Annotated in this window: 15 protein-coding genes; 14 read left to right on the forward strand and 1 reads right to left on the reverse strand. The window is 68.1% G+C overall.

All coding sequences use genetic code 11. The annotated features are described in order from the left end of the window. The first annotated feature begins 2 nt into the window (after positions 1 to 2). The 9 genes from DND132_RS12260 to DND132_RS12300 all read left to right on the forward strand — a co-directional run bounded on the left by DND132_RS12260 (position 3) and on the right by DND132_RS12300 (position 10,278). A complete protein-coding gene (locus DND132_RS12260) occupies positions 3 to 1,121 on the forward strand; it encodes an O-methyltransferase (RefSeq protein WP_014323065.1) in 1,119 nt (372 codons plus the stop codon). A gap of 217 nt (positions 1,122 to 1,338) precedes the next feature. Then, positions 1,339 to 3,288, forward strand: coding sequence for a sulfotransferase (locus tag DND132_RS12265; protein ID WP_014323066.1), 1,950 nt, complete (start codon positions 1,339 to 1,341; stop codon positions 3,286 to 3,288). 28 nt (positions 3,289 to 3,316) lie between these two features. Continuing rightward, complete coding sequence (locus DND132_RS17735) at positions 3,317 to 4,087, forward strand: acylneuraminate cytidylyltransferase family protein (RefSeq protein WP_014323067.1); 771 nt, start codon at positions 3,317 to 3,319, stop codon at positions 4,085 to 4,087. Beyond that, positions 4,084 to 4,932, forward strand: coding sequence for a hypothetical protein (locus tag DND132_RS18545; RefSeq protein ID WP_014323068.1), 849 nt, complete (start codon positions 4,084 to 4,086; stop codon positions 4,930 to 4,932). The genes DND132_RS17735 and DND132_RS18545 overlap by 4 nt, the downstream gene beginning before the upstream one ends. 21 nt (positions 4,933 to 4,953) lie before the next feature. Then, on the forward strand, positions 4,954 to 5,664 hold the full coding sequence (locus DND132_RS12280; RefSeq protein ID WP_014323069.1) for a metallophosphoesterase family protein: 711 nt from the start codon (positions 4,954 to 4,956) through the stop codon (positions 5,662 to 5,664). Next, entirely contained in the window at positions 5,642 to 6,733 is a 1,092-nt protein-coding gene (locus DND132_RS12285; RefSeq protein ID WP_014323070.1) for an ATP-grasp domain-containing protein, read from the forward strand. Before DND132_RS12280 ends, DND132_RS12285 begins: the two co-directional genes overlap by 23 nt. 4 nt (positions 6,734 to 6,737) lie before the next feature. Beyond that, on the forward strand, positions 6,738 to 8,051 hold the full coding sequence (locus DND132_RS12290; RefSeq protein ID WP_014323071.1) for a radical SAM protein: 1,314 nt from the start codon (positions 6,738 to 6,740) through the stop codon (positions 8,049 to 8,051). Positions 8,052 to 8,053: 2 nt separating this feature from the next. Continuing rightward, positions 8,054 to 9,217: a methyltransferase domain-containing protein gene (locus tag DND132_RS17740; RefSeq protein WP_014323072.1), complete on the forward strand. Its 1,164-nt coding sequence runs from the start codon at positions 8,054 to 8,056 to the stop codon at positions 9,215 to 9,217. 2 nt (positions 9,218 to 9,219) lie between these two features. Further along, complete coding sequence (locus DND132_RS12300; protein WP_014323073.1) at positions 9,220 to 10,278, forward strand: glycosyltransferase; 1,059 nt, start codon at positions 9,220 to 9,222, stop codon at positions 10,276 to 10,278. Positions 10,279 to 10,318: 40 nt separating this feature from the next. On the opposite strand, the gene DND132_RS12305 is transcribed toward DND132_RS12300, so the two are convergent. Beyond that, the gene (locus DND132_RS12305) at positions 10,319 to 11,470 is read right to left on the reverse strand and encodes a glycosyltransferase family 4 protein (RefSeq protein ID WP_014323074.1); all 1,152 of its coding nucleotides are present in this window, start codon (positions 11,468 to 11,470) and stop codon (positions 10,319 to 10,321) included. 255 nt (positions 11,471 to 11,725) lie between these two features. On the opposite strand from DND132_RS12305, the gene DND132_RS12310 reads away from it, so the two are divergent. From DND132_RS12310 to DND132_RS17745, 5 genes are all read left to right on the forward strand, one after another. Beyond that, positions 11,726 to 12,856, forward strand: a complete 1,131-nt coding sequence (locus DND132_RS12310) for an amidohydrolase family protein (protein ID WP_014323075.1) — start codon at positions 11,726 to 11,728, stop codon at positions 12,854 to 12,856. A 22-nt stretch (positions 12,857 to 12,878) separates the two neighbouring features. Beyond that, positions 12,879 to 13,808, forward strand: a complete 930-nt coding sequence (locus DND132_RS12315; protein ID WP_014323076.1) for an aspartate carbamoyltransferase catalytic subunit — start codon at positions 12,879 to 12,881, stop codon at positions 13,806 to 13,808. A gap of 255 nt (positions 13,809 to 14,063) precedes the next feature. Beyond that, positions 14,064 to 15,347, forward strand: a complete 1,284-nt coding sequence (locus tag DND132_RS12320; RefSeq protein ID WP_014323077.1) for a dihydroorotase — start codon at positions 14,064 to 14,066, stop codon at positions 15,345 to 15,347. A 135-nt stretch (positions 15,348 to 15,482) separates the two neighbouring features. Then, on the forward strand, positions 15,483 to 16,817 hold the full coding sequence (locus tag DND132_RS12325; protein WP_014323078.1) for an HD domain-containing protein: 1,335 nt from the start codon (positions 15,483 to 15,485) through the stop codon (positions 16,815 to 16,817). A gap of 215 nt (positions 16,818 to 17,032) precedes the next feature. Next, positions 17,033 to 17,887: a hypothetical protein gene (locus tag DND132_RS17745; protein WP_014323079.1), complete on the forward strand. Its 855-nt coding sequence runs from the start codon at positions 17,033 to 17,035 to the stop codon at positions 17,885 to 17,887. Positions 17,888 to 18,122: the final 235 nt, after the last annotated feature.

Raw genomic sequence — 18,122 nt, forward strand, 5'->3', positions numbered from 1 at the left:
CCATGCTCGTCGCCAGCCTGCCGCAGGGGGCGCGGATCGTCATCTACGGGGCCGGAGGCCGGGGCCGCCTGCTGGAATACACCCTGGGCGAGCGCCGTCCCGACGTGACCGTGCTCGGCTACGCCGACACCTTCAAGCGCGGGTCCTTCGGGGGCCACGTCATCCACGCGCCCGGGGAACTGCCCGAATTGCTGTGCGGCGACCTCGACCGGCTGGTCGTGGCCTCGGCCCACGCGGACAAGATCGTCTCGGCCCTGCCCGAAGCGGTCCTGCCCCGGACCGTGAGCTTCGACCCCGTGACCCCGCCCCTGGACCTGCGGGAGCTGAAAGGCGACCGTCTGGCCGTGGTCACCACCCGCGCGTCCCAGGCCGCGCTGATGAACTTCCTCAACCTGCCCCTGGCCGGGGAGGCCCGGATCACCGCGGCCCACCTGGACCCGGCCTGGACCCTGTCCCTGTGGAACCCCTACCTGCGCGGCCTGGCCGATCAGGGGCGCATCCGCCACCACGCCGACCTGGACCCGGCGGACTTCGACGGCGCGTACCTGGCCGAATACGGTAACGGGCACGTGCTGGAATTCTTCAACGACACCCGGCTGGCCAGGGTGCCCCTGTGCAACGCCGGGCTGCGGGCCCGGCTGCACAACACCGTGCTCGGGCTGAAAGAGCGCTTCGGCGCGCTGACCGTGGTCGAGTTCGGCAGCATCTTCACGGTGAGCGGCGGCAATTTCTCCACCCTGGCCATGGCCGAGGTCCTGTCGGACGAGGACGCCTTCACCACGGTCAACCTGGACGAGGGGTCCCTTCGGGCCGCGCGGTCCGTGTGCCGGGCCTACCCGCACGTGGACTATTTCCTCGGCACCAGCGGGGAGTTCCTGGACCGGCGGCTGGACGATATCGGCGACATCCATTTCGCCTGCCTGCTGCACCGCCCGTGCACCGAGCCCTTCGTGGCCGGAGAGTTCGAGCGGCTGGCCCCGCACATCCCCGAGGGCGGCAGGCTGCTCCTCGGGCACACCGGCGCGGACGGCATCCCGGCCGACCTCAGAGCGCGGGCGGCGGAGCGCGGCTTCACCACCGCGTACCGGGACGGGTCGAGCTGGATACTCGAACGGGCCTGATTTCGCCGGATTTCCGACGGCGGGACGGCGGGGGACCGGGAAAAATCGTCCGGCGCGGGCCGTGGGGACATGGCCCTGGACCGGACGCGCAACCCCCCGGAGTTGCAGACGATCATTCAGTGCATGAACAGTCGTCCGCCGGGCCGGTCCGGGCCGGGAAGGGTGGCACGCAACTTGCTTTGATTATTTGCGGGCATACGGCCCGCAAGGTGGCAAAATGTATAACGAAGCTCTGACCAATAGCGGCACCGGCGACATCCTGCCGTTCCACGCGCCCTACCTGACCGATGCCGACCCGGCCTCGGCCCGGCGGTACCTGGCCCGCGGCGACCTGTCCGAGGCGGCCTGGGTCCTGCGCAACGCGCTGCGGGCCGATCCGGCGGACCAAGACGCCCGTGCGCTGCTCGCCCGGTGCGCCGAGGCCCCGGCAGCGGGCGCGCCGCGCGGCGTGTTCGTGGGCGGCACGGGCCGGTCCGGGACCAGCCTGCTCCGGCGGGCGCTCGACTCCACCCCGGACGTGGCCTCGATCCCCGGCGAAACCAAGTGCATCCTGGACGAACGGTTCCGCCTGGCGCCGCATTGGTTCCACGCATTGCCCGGGAGCGCCCGGACCGCCGGGGTCGAGACCCTGAAGGCCCTGTGGCGCGAGCGGTTCTACTGCTACATCCATCCGGTCAAGGCCTCCCTCAAGGACGACCGGAGGCGGGGCTTCTGCCTGTGGCTGGACCGTCGGGAACTGGACCGCGAGCTCGGCCGCCTGGACGCCCTGCCGCAGGCCCGGACCCTGCGCGAGACGGAGGCGGTCTGGGGCGAGCTGTACGCGGCCCTGTTCGACCGCCGGGCCCTGGCCCGGGGCAAGCCGCTGTGGGTCGAGAAGACCCCCCGGAACAGCTGGTTCGCCGACTACCTGTACTCGATCATGCCGGGCATGAAGCTGGTCAACGTGGTCCGCGACGGGCGCGACGTGGCCCTGTCCATGCAGACGGTGTCCTGGGGCGAGAAGGACCTGGCCAAGGCCCTGGACTGGTGGGCGGACGAACTGGCCGCGACCGTGCGGGTCCTGGACACCCTGCCCGAAGGCTCGGTCCTGACCGTGCGCTACGAGGACCTGGTCACGGAGCCGGACAGGGTCATGACCGACATCGCCGATTTTCTCCACGTCTCTCCGGAGTTCGGTCTGGACATCTTTTCGAGTTCCGTGGGCCGTTGGAAACGGGAGCTGCCCGGTCCGCTCCAGGCCCGCGCCCTGGAGCGCCACAGGCCGCTGCTCGAACGGTTCGGCTACGACGTGTCCGGGCGCGTGTACGCCGTGTCCTCCGTCCCGGAAGCGCCCAGCTTCGACATGAAGAAGCGCAACGACGGCACCCGTTACCTGGCGGACCTGGTCCTGCCCCTGCAAAGGCAGCTCACGTGCGTGACCATGAGCGAGGTGGCCGAGGAGACCCGGCCGTGCTTCTTCCTGCGCCACGACGTGGACGCGGACCTGGACGCGGCCATGGAGATGGCCCGGCTCGAACACGGGCACGGCATCCGGGCGAGCTATTTCCTGCTGCCCCCGAGCCCGGCCGACGGTCCGGCCAATTACTACGGGGTCATCAGGGACGGCGGGCTGGTCGCGGACCCGGCCCTTCTGGACCGCGCCCGGCAGTTGCGGGAGTGGGGGCACGAGGTCGGGCTGCACAACAACATCGCGGAGCTGGCGGTCTGTTTCGGCCGCGATGTGGCCGAGGTCCTGGCCGAGCAGGTGGCCTTTTTCCGGGAGGGCGGCGTCGAGCTGGCCGGTTCCTCGGCCCACGGCGGGTCGTTCTTCCACCGGAACGAATTCGTCAGCTTCGAGATCTTCGACGAAGGGGGCGTCAAGCCGGGCATGGAGCGCGGCCGGACGATTCACATCGAGGGCTACGCATTGCGGCTGCACGCCCTCAGGCAGGCGGATTTCGGCTTCGCCTACGAGGCGTATTCCCTGCCCTACGGGATCGGGCTGAACGATTCCAACGGACGGTGGGGCGGCAAGCTGGCGCGCACGTCCCCGCATCCGGAACTGAACGAACTTTCGGGAGAGCGGTTCCTGGCCGCCTTCCGCGAGATGGTCGCCGCCGCCCGGCCGGACCGGGGCGTGAACACCCTCCAGGTGCTGATCCACCCCGATCATTGGTGCATCTGCTGATGCGCGGCGGGAAAAGGCGGAATCGATCATGAACGAACAGGTCAATCGGCAGATGCGCGAGATCGCCCAGACGTATTTCGGCTATTCCGGCATCGACATCGAGCACTTCACCGACAGGGTGGAGGGGCCCAGGGACCGGACCGTGGTGCACATCCCGGCCCGCTCCGGGTCCACGCGCATCGAGAACAAGAACATCCGCGACCTCTGCGGCCTGCCGCTCATCGCCTACACCATCGCCGTGGCCCGCGCCCTGCCCGTGGACCGGGTCATCGTCAACACGGACAGCCGCGAGATCGCGGACATCGCCGAGAAGCTGGGGGCCGAGGTCCCGTTCCTGCGGCCCGCCGAACTGAGCGCCGACGACGTGTCGCCGGGGTTCGCCCTGTTCTATGCCGAGCGGTTCCTCCTGAACGAGGGGTACCCCCTGGACGCGACCATCGAGATGTACCCGACCTCGCCCTTCCGCAACATCGCCAAGATGACCCGCTACGTGGACGCGCTTTCCCGCGCGGGGTATTGCGCCACGGCCTTTCTGCCGAACACGGAACTGGCCCGCGTGCGGACCCGCAACGGGGTCCTGCTCTCGGAGGAGGAGATTCGCTGCGAGCGGGGCAACGTGTATTTCAAGCTCCTGGCGAACTTCCTCGGCCGCAGGCTCCTGAACGAAGACAAGCGCTGGTTCCACTACGCGCTCATCGACGACCCCGTGGAGCTGGTGGACATCGACACGCCCGAGGACTTCGCCCTGGCCGAGTACATCGTGGCCAACAACCTCTATGATTTCGGGGTGACTCCATGAGGGCCTTCATCTCCTTCGGCTATTACGACATCCGCGAGCAGCAGCTGGTCGGCTCGCCCGTGATCCTGCGCCACCTCCTGGACGAGACCCTGCGCTGCCTTGGGCGCTGCCCCGACGTGCGCTTCGCCGGGGTCGTGCACACCCACACCCTGCCGGTGGAGCCGTCGCGGGGCGCGCCGTATTTCCGTATGCTCGGCGGGGAACGCACCCGCGCGGAGCTGACGGCCATCGCCGGGGTCCCGGCAGAGGCGGACGGCGACAACGAGGTCCTGGTCCTCCGGCCCGGACAGGGCGCGATCTTCGCGGACCGGCTGACCCGGTTCCGTGAGAGCCTGACGCCCGTGCCGTCCCCCCTGGTGGCCTCGGCCATCCGCTTTTCCTCCCTGTCCCATCCCCTGTGGAACGTCCAGGTGGCGGACCGGCGGTTCCTCTGCGAGGGGGCCATCCGCCAGCCGCGCTGCGGCACCGTGCGCGTGGCGCCCCTGTCCCAGATCTGCCCGGAGCTGTGGACCAGGGCCCAGGCCAAGGGTCCGGCCAACGGCTCCCAGTATCTGGACAACCTGTATCACGACGACGGTGCGCTCTACGCCGCCAGGATGGACATGATCCCGGCCGAGGGGGTAATCCCCACTCCCACGGAAGCCGTCATCTGCCAGACCGACCCCGGAGCCGGGGACGGCATGCTGGCGCGGCTGCCGCTCTTTCAAATGAGCAGGCACCAGGCCCTGGACGCGGTCCGGCTGGAACGCCTGCTCGAAAAGCTGGCCGCGCCCAAGCCCGAACGTTCGGACGAGCCCTTTCGCGCCAGGCCCTCGGGCCCGGCCTCGAACCGGGTGCACTGCTAGGGACGCGGCGGGAGAATTGCGGTGCGCATAGGAATCATCAGCGACGCTCACGGCAACGAGCCGGGCCTGGCCCTGGCCCTTTCCTTTCTCAAGAGGCAGGGCGTGGACCGCCTCCTGTTCCTGGGCGACGCCATCGGCTACGGCCCCTACAACCGGGAGACCTGCGAGAAGCTGGAGCGGTCCGGGGCGGACTGCCTCATGGGCAACCACGAGGCCATGCTCCTGGGGCTGGAACACATGCCCGAGTGGGCCGTGGACATCGTCCGGCTGCCGAAAAGCTGGGGCGACCTGCCCAAGGGGTGGGGCGACATGGTCAGGGCCAACGGCCTGGACAAGACCGTGGAGCTCGGCGGGCGCAAAATCTTCTGCACCCACGGCGTGCCCGGCAAACCGTTCACTTGCTACGTGAACGCGGAACAGGCCTCGGATATCGACTTCGACGGGGACGTCATGCTCATGGGCCACACCCACCGGCCCTACGTGGTCCGCCACCAGGGGCGGCTGATCATCAACCCCGGCTCCTGCGGCGTGCCCAGGGACTACGGGCACCTGCTCTCCCTGGCCATCCTCGACCCCGAGGCCATGGACGCCCAGGTTCACCGGCTGCCCTTCACCCCGCCCGCGGCCATGCTGGAGCGGGTCCACCCCCGAGTGGCCCAGTGCTTCGAGCGGACCACCGAGGACGTCTTCGGCAAGATATGGAGGCCCGATGAGCAGCCCCAGCAGCCCTAAGGGACCCTGCGTCCTGGTCACCGGCACGGGCGGCGGCGGCCTGGGGGAACAGCTGGTCAAGGCGTTGCGCCTGGCCGCGACCCCCTACCGCGTCGTGGCCGCCGACATCACCCCGCTGAGCACGGGGCTGGCGCGCGGCGACGAGCACGTCATCCTGCCCCCGGCCGGGGCGGACGACTACCTGGAGGCCTTGCTCGCGGCCTGCCGCCGGCACGGGGCCGAGGTGGTCCTGCCGGGCTCCGAGGCGGAGCTCAAGGTCCTGAGCGCGCGGCGCGCGGAGGTGGCGGCGGCCGGGCTCTTCCTGCCCGTCAACGCGAGCTCCGTGATCGAGCGGTGCATGGACAAGCTGGCCCTGTCCCGCGCCCTGGACGAGCTGGGCGTCAAGGGGCCGCGCTACGTGCGCGTGACCAGCCCGGACGACGTGCGCGACCTGCCGGTCTTTCCCATGGTCTTCAAGCCTTCCACGGGCACGGGCGGCTCGGCCGACACCTTCATCGTCCAGACCCCGGCGGAGGCGCGGACCATCGCCGAATACCTGTGCGCCATCCGGCCGGAGTTCATCGCCCAGGAGTACGTGGGCCGGTACGACCGGGAGTACACCGTGGGCGTGCTCTCGGACATGGACGGCAATTTTCTCAACTCCATCGCCCTGAGGCGCCACACCTGGACCTCGCTCGGCTGCCGCATGCGCGTGCCCAACCGCACGGGCCGGGCCGAGCTGGGCGAGACCCTGGTCATCAGCAGCGGCATCTCCCAGGGGGACATCGGGCCCTTCCCCGAGGTCTGCGGACCGTGCGAGAAGATCGCCGCCGCCCTGGGCTCCCGAGGGCCGTGCAACATCCAGCTCCGGCTGGTGGACGGCGAGATATATCTTTTCGAGATCAACCCCAGGTTCTCGGGGACCACGTCCCTGCGGGCCCTGGCGGGATTCAACGAACCGGACGTCCTGATCCGGAAACACGTCCTCGGCGAGGCCGTCGAGCCGCGCTTCCCCTACGAGAGCGGGGTGATCATGCGCAGGCTGGAAGAGAGCCTGGTAGCGCCGGGGCAAACGCAACCCAAGGAGTGAGGCAATGATCCCCAAGTATGCGCAACCCGGTGAATGGCTGACCGACGGCGGATTGACCGACCAGGGCAGGCAGGCCCGCCGGACCTACGCCAAATTCGTGGACGGGCTGATGGACCTCCCGGTGTCCACCTACCGGGTGAGCCGGGTCCTGCACCTGCTCCAGTCCAACTACTACGACACCTCGGCCGACGGGTTCGCCCTGCCGCCGCACACCATCAATTTCTGCGTCAACAACGTGTGCAACTTCAAGTGCTCCTACTGCGACCTGAACCACGGCCGCCAGGAGTGGGACCACCTGAACACCAAGATGAAGCACAACGTCATCGACCCCAAGGTGCGCCACGAGCTGCCGCTCGACCTGTGCAAGCGGATCATCGACGAGGTGGCCTGGTTCCGGCCGACCATCCGCATCCCGTGGATGGAGCCGCTGCTCTACCGGGACCTGATCCCGTTCATCGAGTACACCAAGAGCAAGGACCTGCAGTTCTCCATGCTGACCAACGGGCTGCTCCTGCCCAAGTACGCCCGGCAACTGGTGGACGCGGGCGTCGACGCCCTGCGCGTCTCCCTGGACGGGCCCGAGGCGGTCCACGAGGGGCTGTGCGGGGTCAAGGGGGCCTACGCCAAGATCATCGAGGGGCTCGGGATCCTGGTGGAGGAGCGCAAGAAGCGCGGAATCGACCTCCAGATCGGCTGCTACTTCACGGTCAACGACAAGAACTGCGACCAGCTGGTGCCCATGCTCGAATCCCTGGACGAGGCCGGGCTGCTCGAAGAGATGTTCGTCGGCTTCTTCATGTTCAACTACATCTCCAAGAACATGGTCGAGGCCCACAACACCCACCACGCGGCCGTCTGCGGGGCCACGGTGGAGGAGACCAGCGCCCAGTACATCGACATCTCCAAGATCGACGTGGACAGCCTGCTCAGGCAGCGCCGGGAGATCGAGGAGCGCTTCGCCCACCGCACGCGCATCCACTTCCGTCCGGACTTCACCGAGTCCAACCTGCGCTTCTGCGTGTCCGACGCGGCGGGCGAGTTCCCGGGCAGCCGGTGCGAGACCCAGTGGCACACCCTGTTCATCAATCCGGACGGCGAGATCAAGTCCCTGCCCCAGTGCATCCTCGACCCGGTGGGCAACGTCCACGAGAACACCTTCCTGGACATCTGGAACGGGGAGAAGATGCGCGAACAGCGCAAGCTCCTGCGCCAGTACGGGGCCTACTACGGGTGCATGCGCTGCTGGTCCATCTACAACAACATCGAGGACCTGCAGGGCAGCTGGAAGAGCTTCCCGGCCACCGGGACCGAGGACTAGCCATGACCGGATCGACCACCGCCTGCCCGGTCTGCGGCTCCGACCGCTTCGAGACCCTGTTCCCGGACTACCAAGGCCGGTGCGTGACCTCGCAGATGTTCTTCATCGACGGCCTGGGGCTGGAGAACCGCTGCTGCACGGACTGCGGATTCCTGTACAACGCGGCCGGGACCCGAGGCCTGGGCGCGGCGGTCTACAACACCGAGGTGTGGAAACCAAAGCCGCAGATCATGAACTATTCCAAGGGAGTGAAGACGTCGCACCAGAAGGCGTGGGAGACCTTCCTGTCCCTGGCCGATCTGCCGGAGTCCGGGGCCGTCCTGGACGTGGGCGGGGGCACCGGGGCCTTCCTCGAATGTGTCCACCGCGACCGGCCCGGCTGGGAGCTGCACGCCATCGAGCCAGGGGGCGGGTTCGCCGAGCTGTGCGGCCGCGTGCCGCTGGCCTCGGCCCACAACGCGGCCTACGACACCCTGGACCTGGACCGGACCTTCGATTGCGTGGTCTCCCTGTCCGTGCTCGAACACCTCGAAAATCCGCTGCACGCCCTGCGCTGGATGCACGCGCGCCTCAGGCCGGGCGGGCTGCTTCTTTTGCAGTTGCCCGACTTCGACAAGCTGCCCGGCGACCTGGTCTGCGCGGACCACATCAACAAGATGACCGTGCCGTACACCCGCATGCTCGCCCGGTACGCCGGGTTCGAGGAGACGGGGGCGGACACGGGCATGGTCATGTTCTACCTGGTCCTGCGCAAGGGGGAACCGGCCGGGGGGCCCGTTCCCTCCCGGTTCGCCGACAACCTGGCCATCGCGCGCCGGGCCGAGTCCGTGGCCCGGGCGACCATCGAGGCCGTGCGCGCGGCCGTGGACGCGGCGGAGAGCCGGGGCGGCCGGGCGGCGGTCTTCGGGACCTCGCCCATCGGCTCCATGGCCCACCTGCTGCTCGGCTGCCGCGACCGGGTGGCCTGCTTTGTGGACGAGAACAAAAACGCCTGGGGCCGCGACATCGACGGGCTGCCCGTGGTCGGGCCGGAGCGCATGGCGGAGCTGGGCGTGACCGATCTGGCCCTGGGCATCAGCCCGGTCTACTGGGAGACCGTGGCCGGCAAGATGCGCCCCCTGGGCGTGACCGTGCACGTCCCCCAACCCGACCAGCCCGAGGCATGACAATGACCGCCGACACCCTCGACATCCTCTTCGTGCACGTCGACCCGTGCATCCGGGCCGAGAAGGAGGCCTTCGCCCTGGCCAATCGCGGCCACCGCGTGCACCTGCTCTGCCAGGGCCTCAACTTCCAGCCGAACATGCGCGACATCTGCGCCTCGGTGACGCACTACGCCGACCTGGCCGAGCTGGGCGCGCGCATCCGGGCGCGGGACGACTTCGACGTGGTCCACTGCCACAACGAGCCCAACGAGCCCACCGTGGCCGCCCTGGACAACACGGACCGGCCCGTGGTCTACGACTGCCACGACTTCCGGGGGCTGCGCCAGGCTCTGGCCGGGGCCGAGGCCGAGACCGAGCGGCGCTGCTTCGAGGACACGGCCGCCGTGGTCCACGTCAGCCAGGGCATGGCCGAGGTGGCCGCCGGACGGTACGACTCGAACAGGGTCCTGGTCCTGCCGAGCTATCCCATGCTCACGGCCGCGCCCGCCGAACACCTGCCCAAGCTCGACGGCAACCACGTGGTCTACCTGGGCGGGCTGCGCGACCGGGGCTCGATCCACTACGAATACCGCAACTATCTGCCGTTCTTCGAGAAGCTCACTGCGGCCGGGGTCCACGTCCACGCCTACCCGGCGGACTTCAACCCCAGGAACCTGGCCACCTACCTGGCCCTGGACAAGGAAAACGCGTTTTTCCATCTGCACCCGAAGCTGCCCTACGGGGAGCTGCTGCGCGAGATCAGCCGCTACCAGTGGGGGCTGTCCGGCTTCAACTTCATGGACATCACCGATCCGAACACTCTGCTTTTCCTGAACAACGCCCTGCCCAACAAGCTCTTCGACTACCTCCTGGGCGGGGTCTGCCCGGTGGTGGTCAACTGCGAGACCTCCGGGCGCTGGGCCGTGGAGCACGGCCTGGGCTACCACGCGGCCGACGCGGACCAGGTGGTGGACATCGTCCTCCACGAGACGCCCCGGCCCCCCCTGACCGACTTCGGCCGGGTGGACATGCTCGAACAGATCGGCAGGCTGGAAGGATTGTACCGGGAACTGCTGGCCTGACGCGCGGTCGGCTCAGTCCAAGGCGCGGTCCAAGGCGCGGTCAGGACGCCCGGTTAGCGGCCCGCTTGAGGACCGCGAGGACGCGCCGGGCGTGCTCGTCCGGGTCGAAGTGGGCGGCGGCGAAGCGGTGGGCGTTCGCGCCCATGCGCGCGAGCCGGTCCCGGTCGGCCAGGCCGACCATGGCCGTTGCCAGCGCCTCGGCGTCGCCCGGCGGGACCAGCTCCCCGGTCTCGCCCGGCCGGATGAAGACCTCGCTCGTCCCGGCGGCCAGCACGGGCCGCCCCTGGCTCATGGCCTCGATGACGTCCCTGCCCCACGGGTGGCCGGTCAGGTCCGGCCGGAGCACCAGGTGCACGGCGCGCATCTCCGCCTCCGGGTCCACGGCGAACCCCTGAAAACTGACCACGTCCTCCAGTCCCGCGTCCGCGATCATCCGTTCCAGGGAGCGGTACAGCCCGTCGTGGATGCCGATGCGTCCGCCGAACAGGCGCACGCGCACACCGGCCCGGCGCAGCTCGCGCGCGGCCAGGCCGCAGGCCTCGATGCACAGGCGGTGCCCCTTGGTGGGCGAGACGTGGGAGAACATGCCGTAGACCAGCCCGCCGTCTTCGCCGCCCGCATCCGGCATGGGCGCGGGCGCGTCCGGCACCGGGGCCGGGTTGAAGACCAGGGTCGCGTCCAGGCCGAAGACCCGGCGCGCCTGTTCGGCCTCGGCCGGGCTGATGGCCACCAGCTCGCGCACCCTGGCGCGGACCAGGGGCCGGGTCAGGGGGAGCAGGGGGTTGTTTTCCAGGAGCATCTCGCGGCAGTGCAGCACGGCGGGCGGGCCCGCCAGGGGCAGGGCGGCCAGCAGGGTGGTGTAGCTGTTGTAGTGGATCACGTCCGGGGCGAACTCGCGGACCAGCCGCCGGATGCGCCGGAACTCGCCGGGCCGGGACACGGCGCGGCCCACGTTCTTCCAGAAGGGGATGGGGCAGGCCGCCAGGGACATGGGATAGTAGGGGATGCGCACGAAGTCCACGGCCACGCCCGTCTCGTTCAGCTCGGCCACGCGCCTGCCCGTGCGCGCGGGCGCGGAAATGCTGATGACGCGGACCTCGTGGCCCAGCCGGGCCAGGCCCTGCGCCAGGAAGAACAGGCTCTTGGCCGCGCCGCCGCTGTCTATGTCGTTGGTGACGGACAGTATCCTCATCGATGCCCCGTTGCGCTGTGCATGGTCCTGTCCCTATAACCCATGGATTTCGAGAGCAAAACACATTTTTTCGTGGTTTCCGGGCCGCAAACCCCCGCCCGGCGCGGTCCGGCCGCCCGCACGCCCCGCCCGGGGCCGGAACCCGGCCGATATGTGTGGACCTTCACCGCAAAACATACTACGAAATATTCTCAGTCCGTGCGCGGACACTTCACCCGAAACACCAAACCGAAGCAGGGGAGCTCGAAAAACCGGATGGTTGAACTCGTTCGCGCGGCCAAGGCCGCGACCATGATACCCGGCGCGCCCGTCATCGACGACGCGGCCATCCTCGTCGATCAGGGGATCATCAAGGAAGTCGGCACCTTCGCCACCCTTGGCAGAACCCATTCCGGCGACGTTCTCGACCTCGGGGACGTGTTCCTCTGCCCCGGCCTGATCAACGCCCATTCCCACCTGGAACTGGCCCACCTGCGCGGCAAATGCCCCGCGAACCAGGGGTTCGTCACCTGGGTGGAGGCCCTGCTCAAGCAGCCCATCTTCGATCTCGAACCGGACGCCCTGGACCGGGCCGTGGAGGAGCTCAAGCGAACCGGCACCATCATGGTCGGGGACATCGCCACCCGTTTCGCCAAGGAGATGGCCGGAATGCTCGAAGCATCCGGCCTTTTTTTCGCGGTCTTCTGCGAGGCCATCGGCGAGACCGTGCCCAAGCGGACCTTCATCCCGTCCGGCGAGTTCGGCGCGGGCTTCATCTCCGTGGCCGGGCATGCCCTGTACACCACCCACCGGGACGTGCTCCGGGCCGCCAAGGCCGAGACCCGCGCCAAGGGGCTGCCCTTCTCCCTGCACCTGGCCGAGCACGACGACGAGGTGGCCATCATGGCGGGCGAGCCCAGCCCGTTTCTGGACCTGCTCCAGGCGCGCGGGCGGCTGCTCGACTTCGAGCCCCCGAAAAAACGCCCGGTGCAGCAGGCCGCCGATCTCGGCCTGCTCGACGAGACCACCCTGGCCGTGCACTGCGTCAAGGTCACGAGTGATGACATCGCCACGGTGCGCGCCTTCGGGGCCACGGTCTGCCTGTGTCCGCGCTCCAACGAGTTCATCGGCGTGGGCCGCGCCCCGTGGGAGAAATGGTTCGCCTCGGGCACGCCGCTGTGCCTGGGCACGGACTCCCTGGCCTCGAACACCGACCTCGACCTGTGGAACGAGGCCCGGTACCTCAAGGAACATTTCAACGGCGGGCTGTCGCTTGACGACGTGCTCGCCATGGTGACCCGCAACCCGGCGCGCATCCTGGGCGCGGGCAACACCCTCGGCACGCTGGAACCGGGCAAGGTCGCATCCTTCGCCCTGGTCCCCGAGTCCCTACACGCGCTATTCTAGGATGCCGGAGGCAGAAACGACTATGAAATGGTTACACAAGGACCTGCTGGACGTGTCCCAGCTCTCCCAGCCGGAGGTCATGGCGATCTTCGAGACGGCGGGGCGGTTCCAGGAGTTGCAGGAACGGCCGGTCAAGAAGGTGCCGACCCTGAAAGGGCGCAGCGTGGTGCTCTTCTTCGCCGAGCCGAGCACGCGCACCAAGACCAGCTTCGACGTGGCCGGGAAACGGCTGTCCGCCGACACCTTCTCCCTGGCCAAGAGTTCAAGCAGCCTGACCAAGGGCGAATCCCTCAAGGACACCGCCCTGACCCTCCAGGCCATGGCCCCGGACGCCATCGTCATCCGGCACTGGTGCTCGGGCGCGGCCCGGTTCCTGGCCGACCGGCTGGACTGCTCGGTCATCAACGCGGGCGACGGGCGGCACGCGCACCCCACCCAGGCGTTGCTCGACTCCTTCACCCTGTACCAGGAGTGGGGCGGCGTGGCCGGCAAGACCATCCTCATCCTCGGGGACATCGCCCACAGCCGCGTGGCCCGGTCCAACGTCATCCTGCTGACCATGCTCGGGGCCAAGGTCCGGCTGTGCGGGCCGCGCACCCTGCTGCCCCCGGCCCTCAAGACCTGGCCGGTCACGGTCTTCTCCGACCTGAACGAGGCGGTCAAAGGCGTGGACGCGGTCATGTGCCTGCGCCTCCAGCTGGAACGCCAGAAGGACGGGCTGCTGCCCGACCTGCGCGAATACTCCCGGACCTTCGGCATGGGCATGAAACAGGTGGAGCTGGCCAACCCGGACGTGCGCATCCTCCACCCCGGCCCGCTCAACCGGGGCGTGGAGATCAACTCCGAACTGGCCGACTCGGCTGGCTCCCTCATCCTCGACCAGGTCGCCAGCGGCGTGGTCGTGCGCATGGCCCTGCTGTTCCTGTACATGACCAGGAAGGGAGAGGAGTAGGGAAGGCGGGAAGGAAGCCGCCTGCGGCGGCGATGTCGGATGACTTCGCCTCCGGCGGGCAAAGGGCGAGCCCTTTGCAAACCCGTTGTCGCCTTCGGCGAAGTGTTTTTTTCGGAAGCCACCCCCTCGCGGACGACACCCCCCGCGAAGCGGCACTAAAAAGTTTTGGAGATTCTTAAGAACCTTTTTCAAAAGGTTCTTAAGCCCCCGGAGGGGCCCCCGGCAGGGGTGCCGGAGGCATACAGGAGGCATATCATGGCCAAGATCGATTTGATACTCAGGCGCGCCAAGCTGGACGGGAAGGACGTGGACGTCTTCGTGTCCCGCGGCAAAATTGCCGAGGTGGTTGCCTCGGCCAAGTCGCTGGACGCGGGCGACGCCAAGGTGGAGGAGGCCTACGGGCTGACGCTGCTGCCGTCGCTGACGGACGTGCACGTGCATCTGCGCGAGCCGGGGTACGAGTACAAGGAGGACGTGGAGTCCGGGCTGCGGGCCGCGGCCTGGGGCGGGTTCTCGAACGTCATGTGCATGGCCAACACCAAGCCGGTCAACGACAACGGCCCGGTCACCGAGCTGATGCTGGAGAAGGCCCGCCGGTCCTGGCCCAAGGGGCCGAGACTGTTCCCCATCGGCGCGCTGACCAAGGGGTTGGAGGGCCGGGAGCTGGCGCCCATGGCCGAGCTGGCCCAGGCGGGCTGCGCGGCCTTTTCCAACGACGGCGTGCCCGTGGAGTCCACCAAGATTTTCCGCCTGGCCGTGGAGTACGCCTCGGACTGGGACCGCGTGGTCATCGACCACTGCGAGGACCCGTACCTGGGCGTGGGCGCGGGCATCAACGAGGGCGAGGTGTCGAGCCGCCTCGGGCTGCCCGGCCAGCCGGACGTGGCCGAGGCCATGCAGGTGGCCCGCGACATCCTGCTGTCCGAGTACCTGGACCTGCCCATCCACCTGGCGCACATCTCCTGCCGCAAGTCCGTGGACCTGATCCGCTTCGCCAAGGCGCGCGGGGTCAAGATCACGGCCGAGACCGCGCCGCACTACCTGACCATGACCGAGGGCGTGCTGGAGGCCGAGGGCACGGAGTACGACACCGCGGCCAAGGTCAACCCGCCCCTGCGGCCCGAGGACGACCGGCTGGCCGTGATCGAGGCCCTGAACGACGGGACCATCGACTGCCTGGCCACGGACCACGCGCCCCACGCGGGCCACGAGAAGGAGACCGAGTTCGACGTGGCCCCGTGCGGCATCAGCGGCCTGGACACGGCCCTGTCCGTGACCTGGGGGCTGGTGCGCGACGGCGTGCTCTCGCGCGAGACCTTCCTGCGCGCCTGGACCACGGCCCCGTGCGGCATCTTCCACCTGCCGGTGAACACCTTCGCGCCCGGCGACCCGGCGGACTTTTTCCTGTTCGACGAGGCCGAGGAATGGGTGGTCGCGCCCGAAACCCTGCATTCCAAGGGAAAAAACACGCCGCTGATGGGTTCCACGCTGAAAGGGCGGGTAAAAACCCATTTCATTGCGGGGAAAAAGATTGTATAGCAGGGATTCCTCCCGGCCGACCATGGTCCGGGAACCGCGACGGGGGCGCAGCCTGTCCCCGCGGCGCGACCTTGCAACGATTCAATGCCAGGCCGTCCGTCCCGAAACCGTGCGGGCGGCCCAGAGAGGAGAGATATGAGCCAGCCTTTCAAAGATGCTGTCGGCTTTTGCAAAACCATCATGCGCAACGGGTTTGACGCCTACATCATCAACGTCCGGCTCCAGGCGCTCACCCTGGACGAGACGGGCAGCGAGCAGGAACTGGATATCTGCACCGAGGCCCCGTTCGACGAGTTGAAGAAATATTTCCCCACCATGGAGGAGTCCAGCGACAAGGGCACCCTCGGCACCCTGGCCGAAGGGGGCGTGACCTACTTCTTCTATCCCGCGGCCACGGACGAGGCCGCCTACACCGACGAAGTGGTCTCGACCATGACCCCGCGCCTGATGAAGCGGCTGGAGCGGCGCGGCGACATCCCGCTGTCCGCCGTCTGCCCGCTCATTCCCCGGGCCAAGGAGACCTACGCCGACTTCGCGGACTTCGCCGAGGGCCAGATCCGCTTCAAGGGCATCCCGGACCAGGCCCTGAAAAAGGACTACTCCCTGGCCTACCGGGCCATGCGCTTCGCCGCCAACTTCGACAAGGAGATCGAGGCCAACTCCTGGGCAGCCATCGTGCGCTGCTCCCGCCGCGTGCTCGACTACGTGCCCATGGCCGACTTCCTGGACGAGTGGCGCAAGGTCGAGGCCGAGGCCATGCACAAGTTTTTCAGCCTGCTCTTCGACTCCATGCTCCTGCACGGGCTGATCCCCGAGATCGCGGCCCTGTCGCGCGTCTCCCAGATCCGGAACCCCGAGGAGAACGTGGAGGAGACCGTCCTGGCGCACACCCTGGACGTCATGAAGGCCTACCCCGAGGAGCTGCCCTACGACTGGTTCGGGGCCGTGGCCTGCCTGTTCCACGACATCGGCAAGCTCTACACCGCCGAGTACTACGACGGCCGCTGGAACTTCCTCCAGCACCACCGCGTGGGCGCGAAAGTGACCCGCAAGGTCCTGAAACGGCTGCGTTTCGAGGAACAGGACATCGACCTGATCTGCGATCTCGTGCAGAACCACATGCGCCCGCACTTCATGCTCACGGACAAGGGCATCCGCCGCCTGCGCTCCCTGGACGAGTACCCGCGCATCATGGAGATGGTCCGCGCCGACATCAAGGCGCGCAACGGCTCCTGGCGCGAGTTCAACCACAACCTCAAGATGGCCGAACGGGCCGACATCCCGGACCTCGAGCTCGAACCGCTGCTCGACGGCAACCGGATCATGGAGCTGGCCAAGCTCAAGCCCGGCCCGGCCATCGGCAAGATCCGCGACCAGCTCCTTGAGGCCCAGGTCCGCGACGACGTCTCCACCGTCGAAGAGGCCGAAGACTTCGTTCTCGATTACGTCGAAGAACACCGCCTGTACTAAAAGGCGACAGCACACACAGGAAAACCCCGGTCCGGCCCCGCCGCACCGGGGTTTTTCGTGTGGTGCGTCCGGCCCCCCCATCCCCTCTCCCTTTCTAAACTTTTTGGGTGCCTTCGGCAGGGGCGTGCGGGGGCGGATGAGGGGTGTTTTGAGCGGGGGTGAGGGAGATTGTTAAGAGGTATAAAGAAAAAGAGAAGGGTGCCGATAAAGAGGGCATGATTATCTCCGGCGCACAGATGAACTACGGGTTCATGCACAAGCTCAAGACGCGGCAGGACCAGGGCGACGACCTAGGGTCCGCGTCCTCGCTGCTGGACGACATGCCGGGCCGTCGGCTCGGGCAGCTGGCGGTGATCAACCCGGCCAAGGACGGGCTGACCCCGGCGGTCACGGCCCTGGCCAATGCGCCGGGCCAGGTCAAGAAGCAGGCCGACGACCAGTCCCTGGGCGAGACCTTCGCCAACGAGATCATCCGCCGCATGGGCGAGGTCACGGACGAGAACGGCGAGACCAGGGACACCGACGGGCTGCGCGACGAGCTGGCCTCGACCATGGACTGGCTGCGCGAGCGGTTCGGCAACGACACGGCCGCCGCGGCCGCGGGCATGATCATCCAGGCCACCTCCTCGGGCGTGAACGAGGACACCCTGGGCAACGGGCTGCTCAACGTCCTCAAGTTCATCGACCGCAACTTCGGCACCAATGCGGGCGACGCGGCCATCGCCGAGTTCAACGCGGGCATCAACACCGCCCTGAACGCCTTCTTCGACAACGGCCAGAACGAAATTTTCTACGTGGCCGGGTCTGCCGAGAGTTCGGCCACCCAGGACAACAGCGCGGCGCTCCTGGCTCAGGCCGCCGATGCCGATGGCGCCGATCCCCTGGACGAGTTCGGCGACATCCTTGACCAGCTCCGGAACGAGCTGGACAACATCGCCCAGCTCCAGGACCTGACCAGCCAGCTCGAGGAACAGTTCAACCCGGCCAAGGCGAGCGTGGGCCAGGCCCTCGAAGCCTACCAGGCCGCGCCGGGCGACTCCTCCCCCCAACTGACGAGCGTAACGGTCTAGGCCCCACCCGGCCGGACCATTACCCAAGCCGACTCCCTCCACGAGTCGGCTTTTTCACGCCCCACGCCCGTCCGCCGGACATGAAAAAGGGTCGGAATATTCCGACCCTTTTCTTTATAAGGCTACCCGCCAATGTCAGGCTTGGGAGAGTGGTGCAGCCGTGCATGTTCTCGGGCGCAGCGCAACCGGAGGCGTAGCCGATCTACGTTGACGGATTGCGCGAAGCCCGAAAAAT

Source organism: Pseudodesulfovibrio mercurii (assembly GCF_000189295.2).
GTDB lineage: Bacteria > Desulfobacterota > Desulfovibrionia > Desulfovibrionales > Desulfovibrionaceae > Pseudodesulfovibrio > Pseudodesulfovibrio mercurii.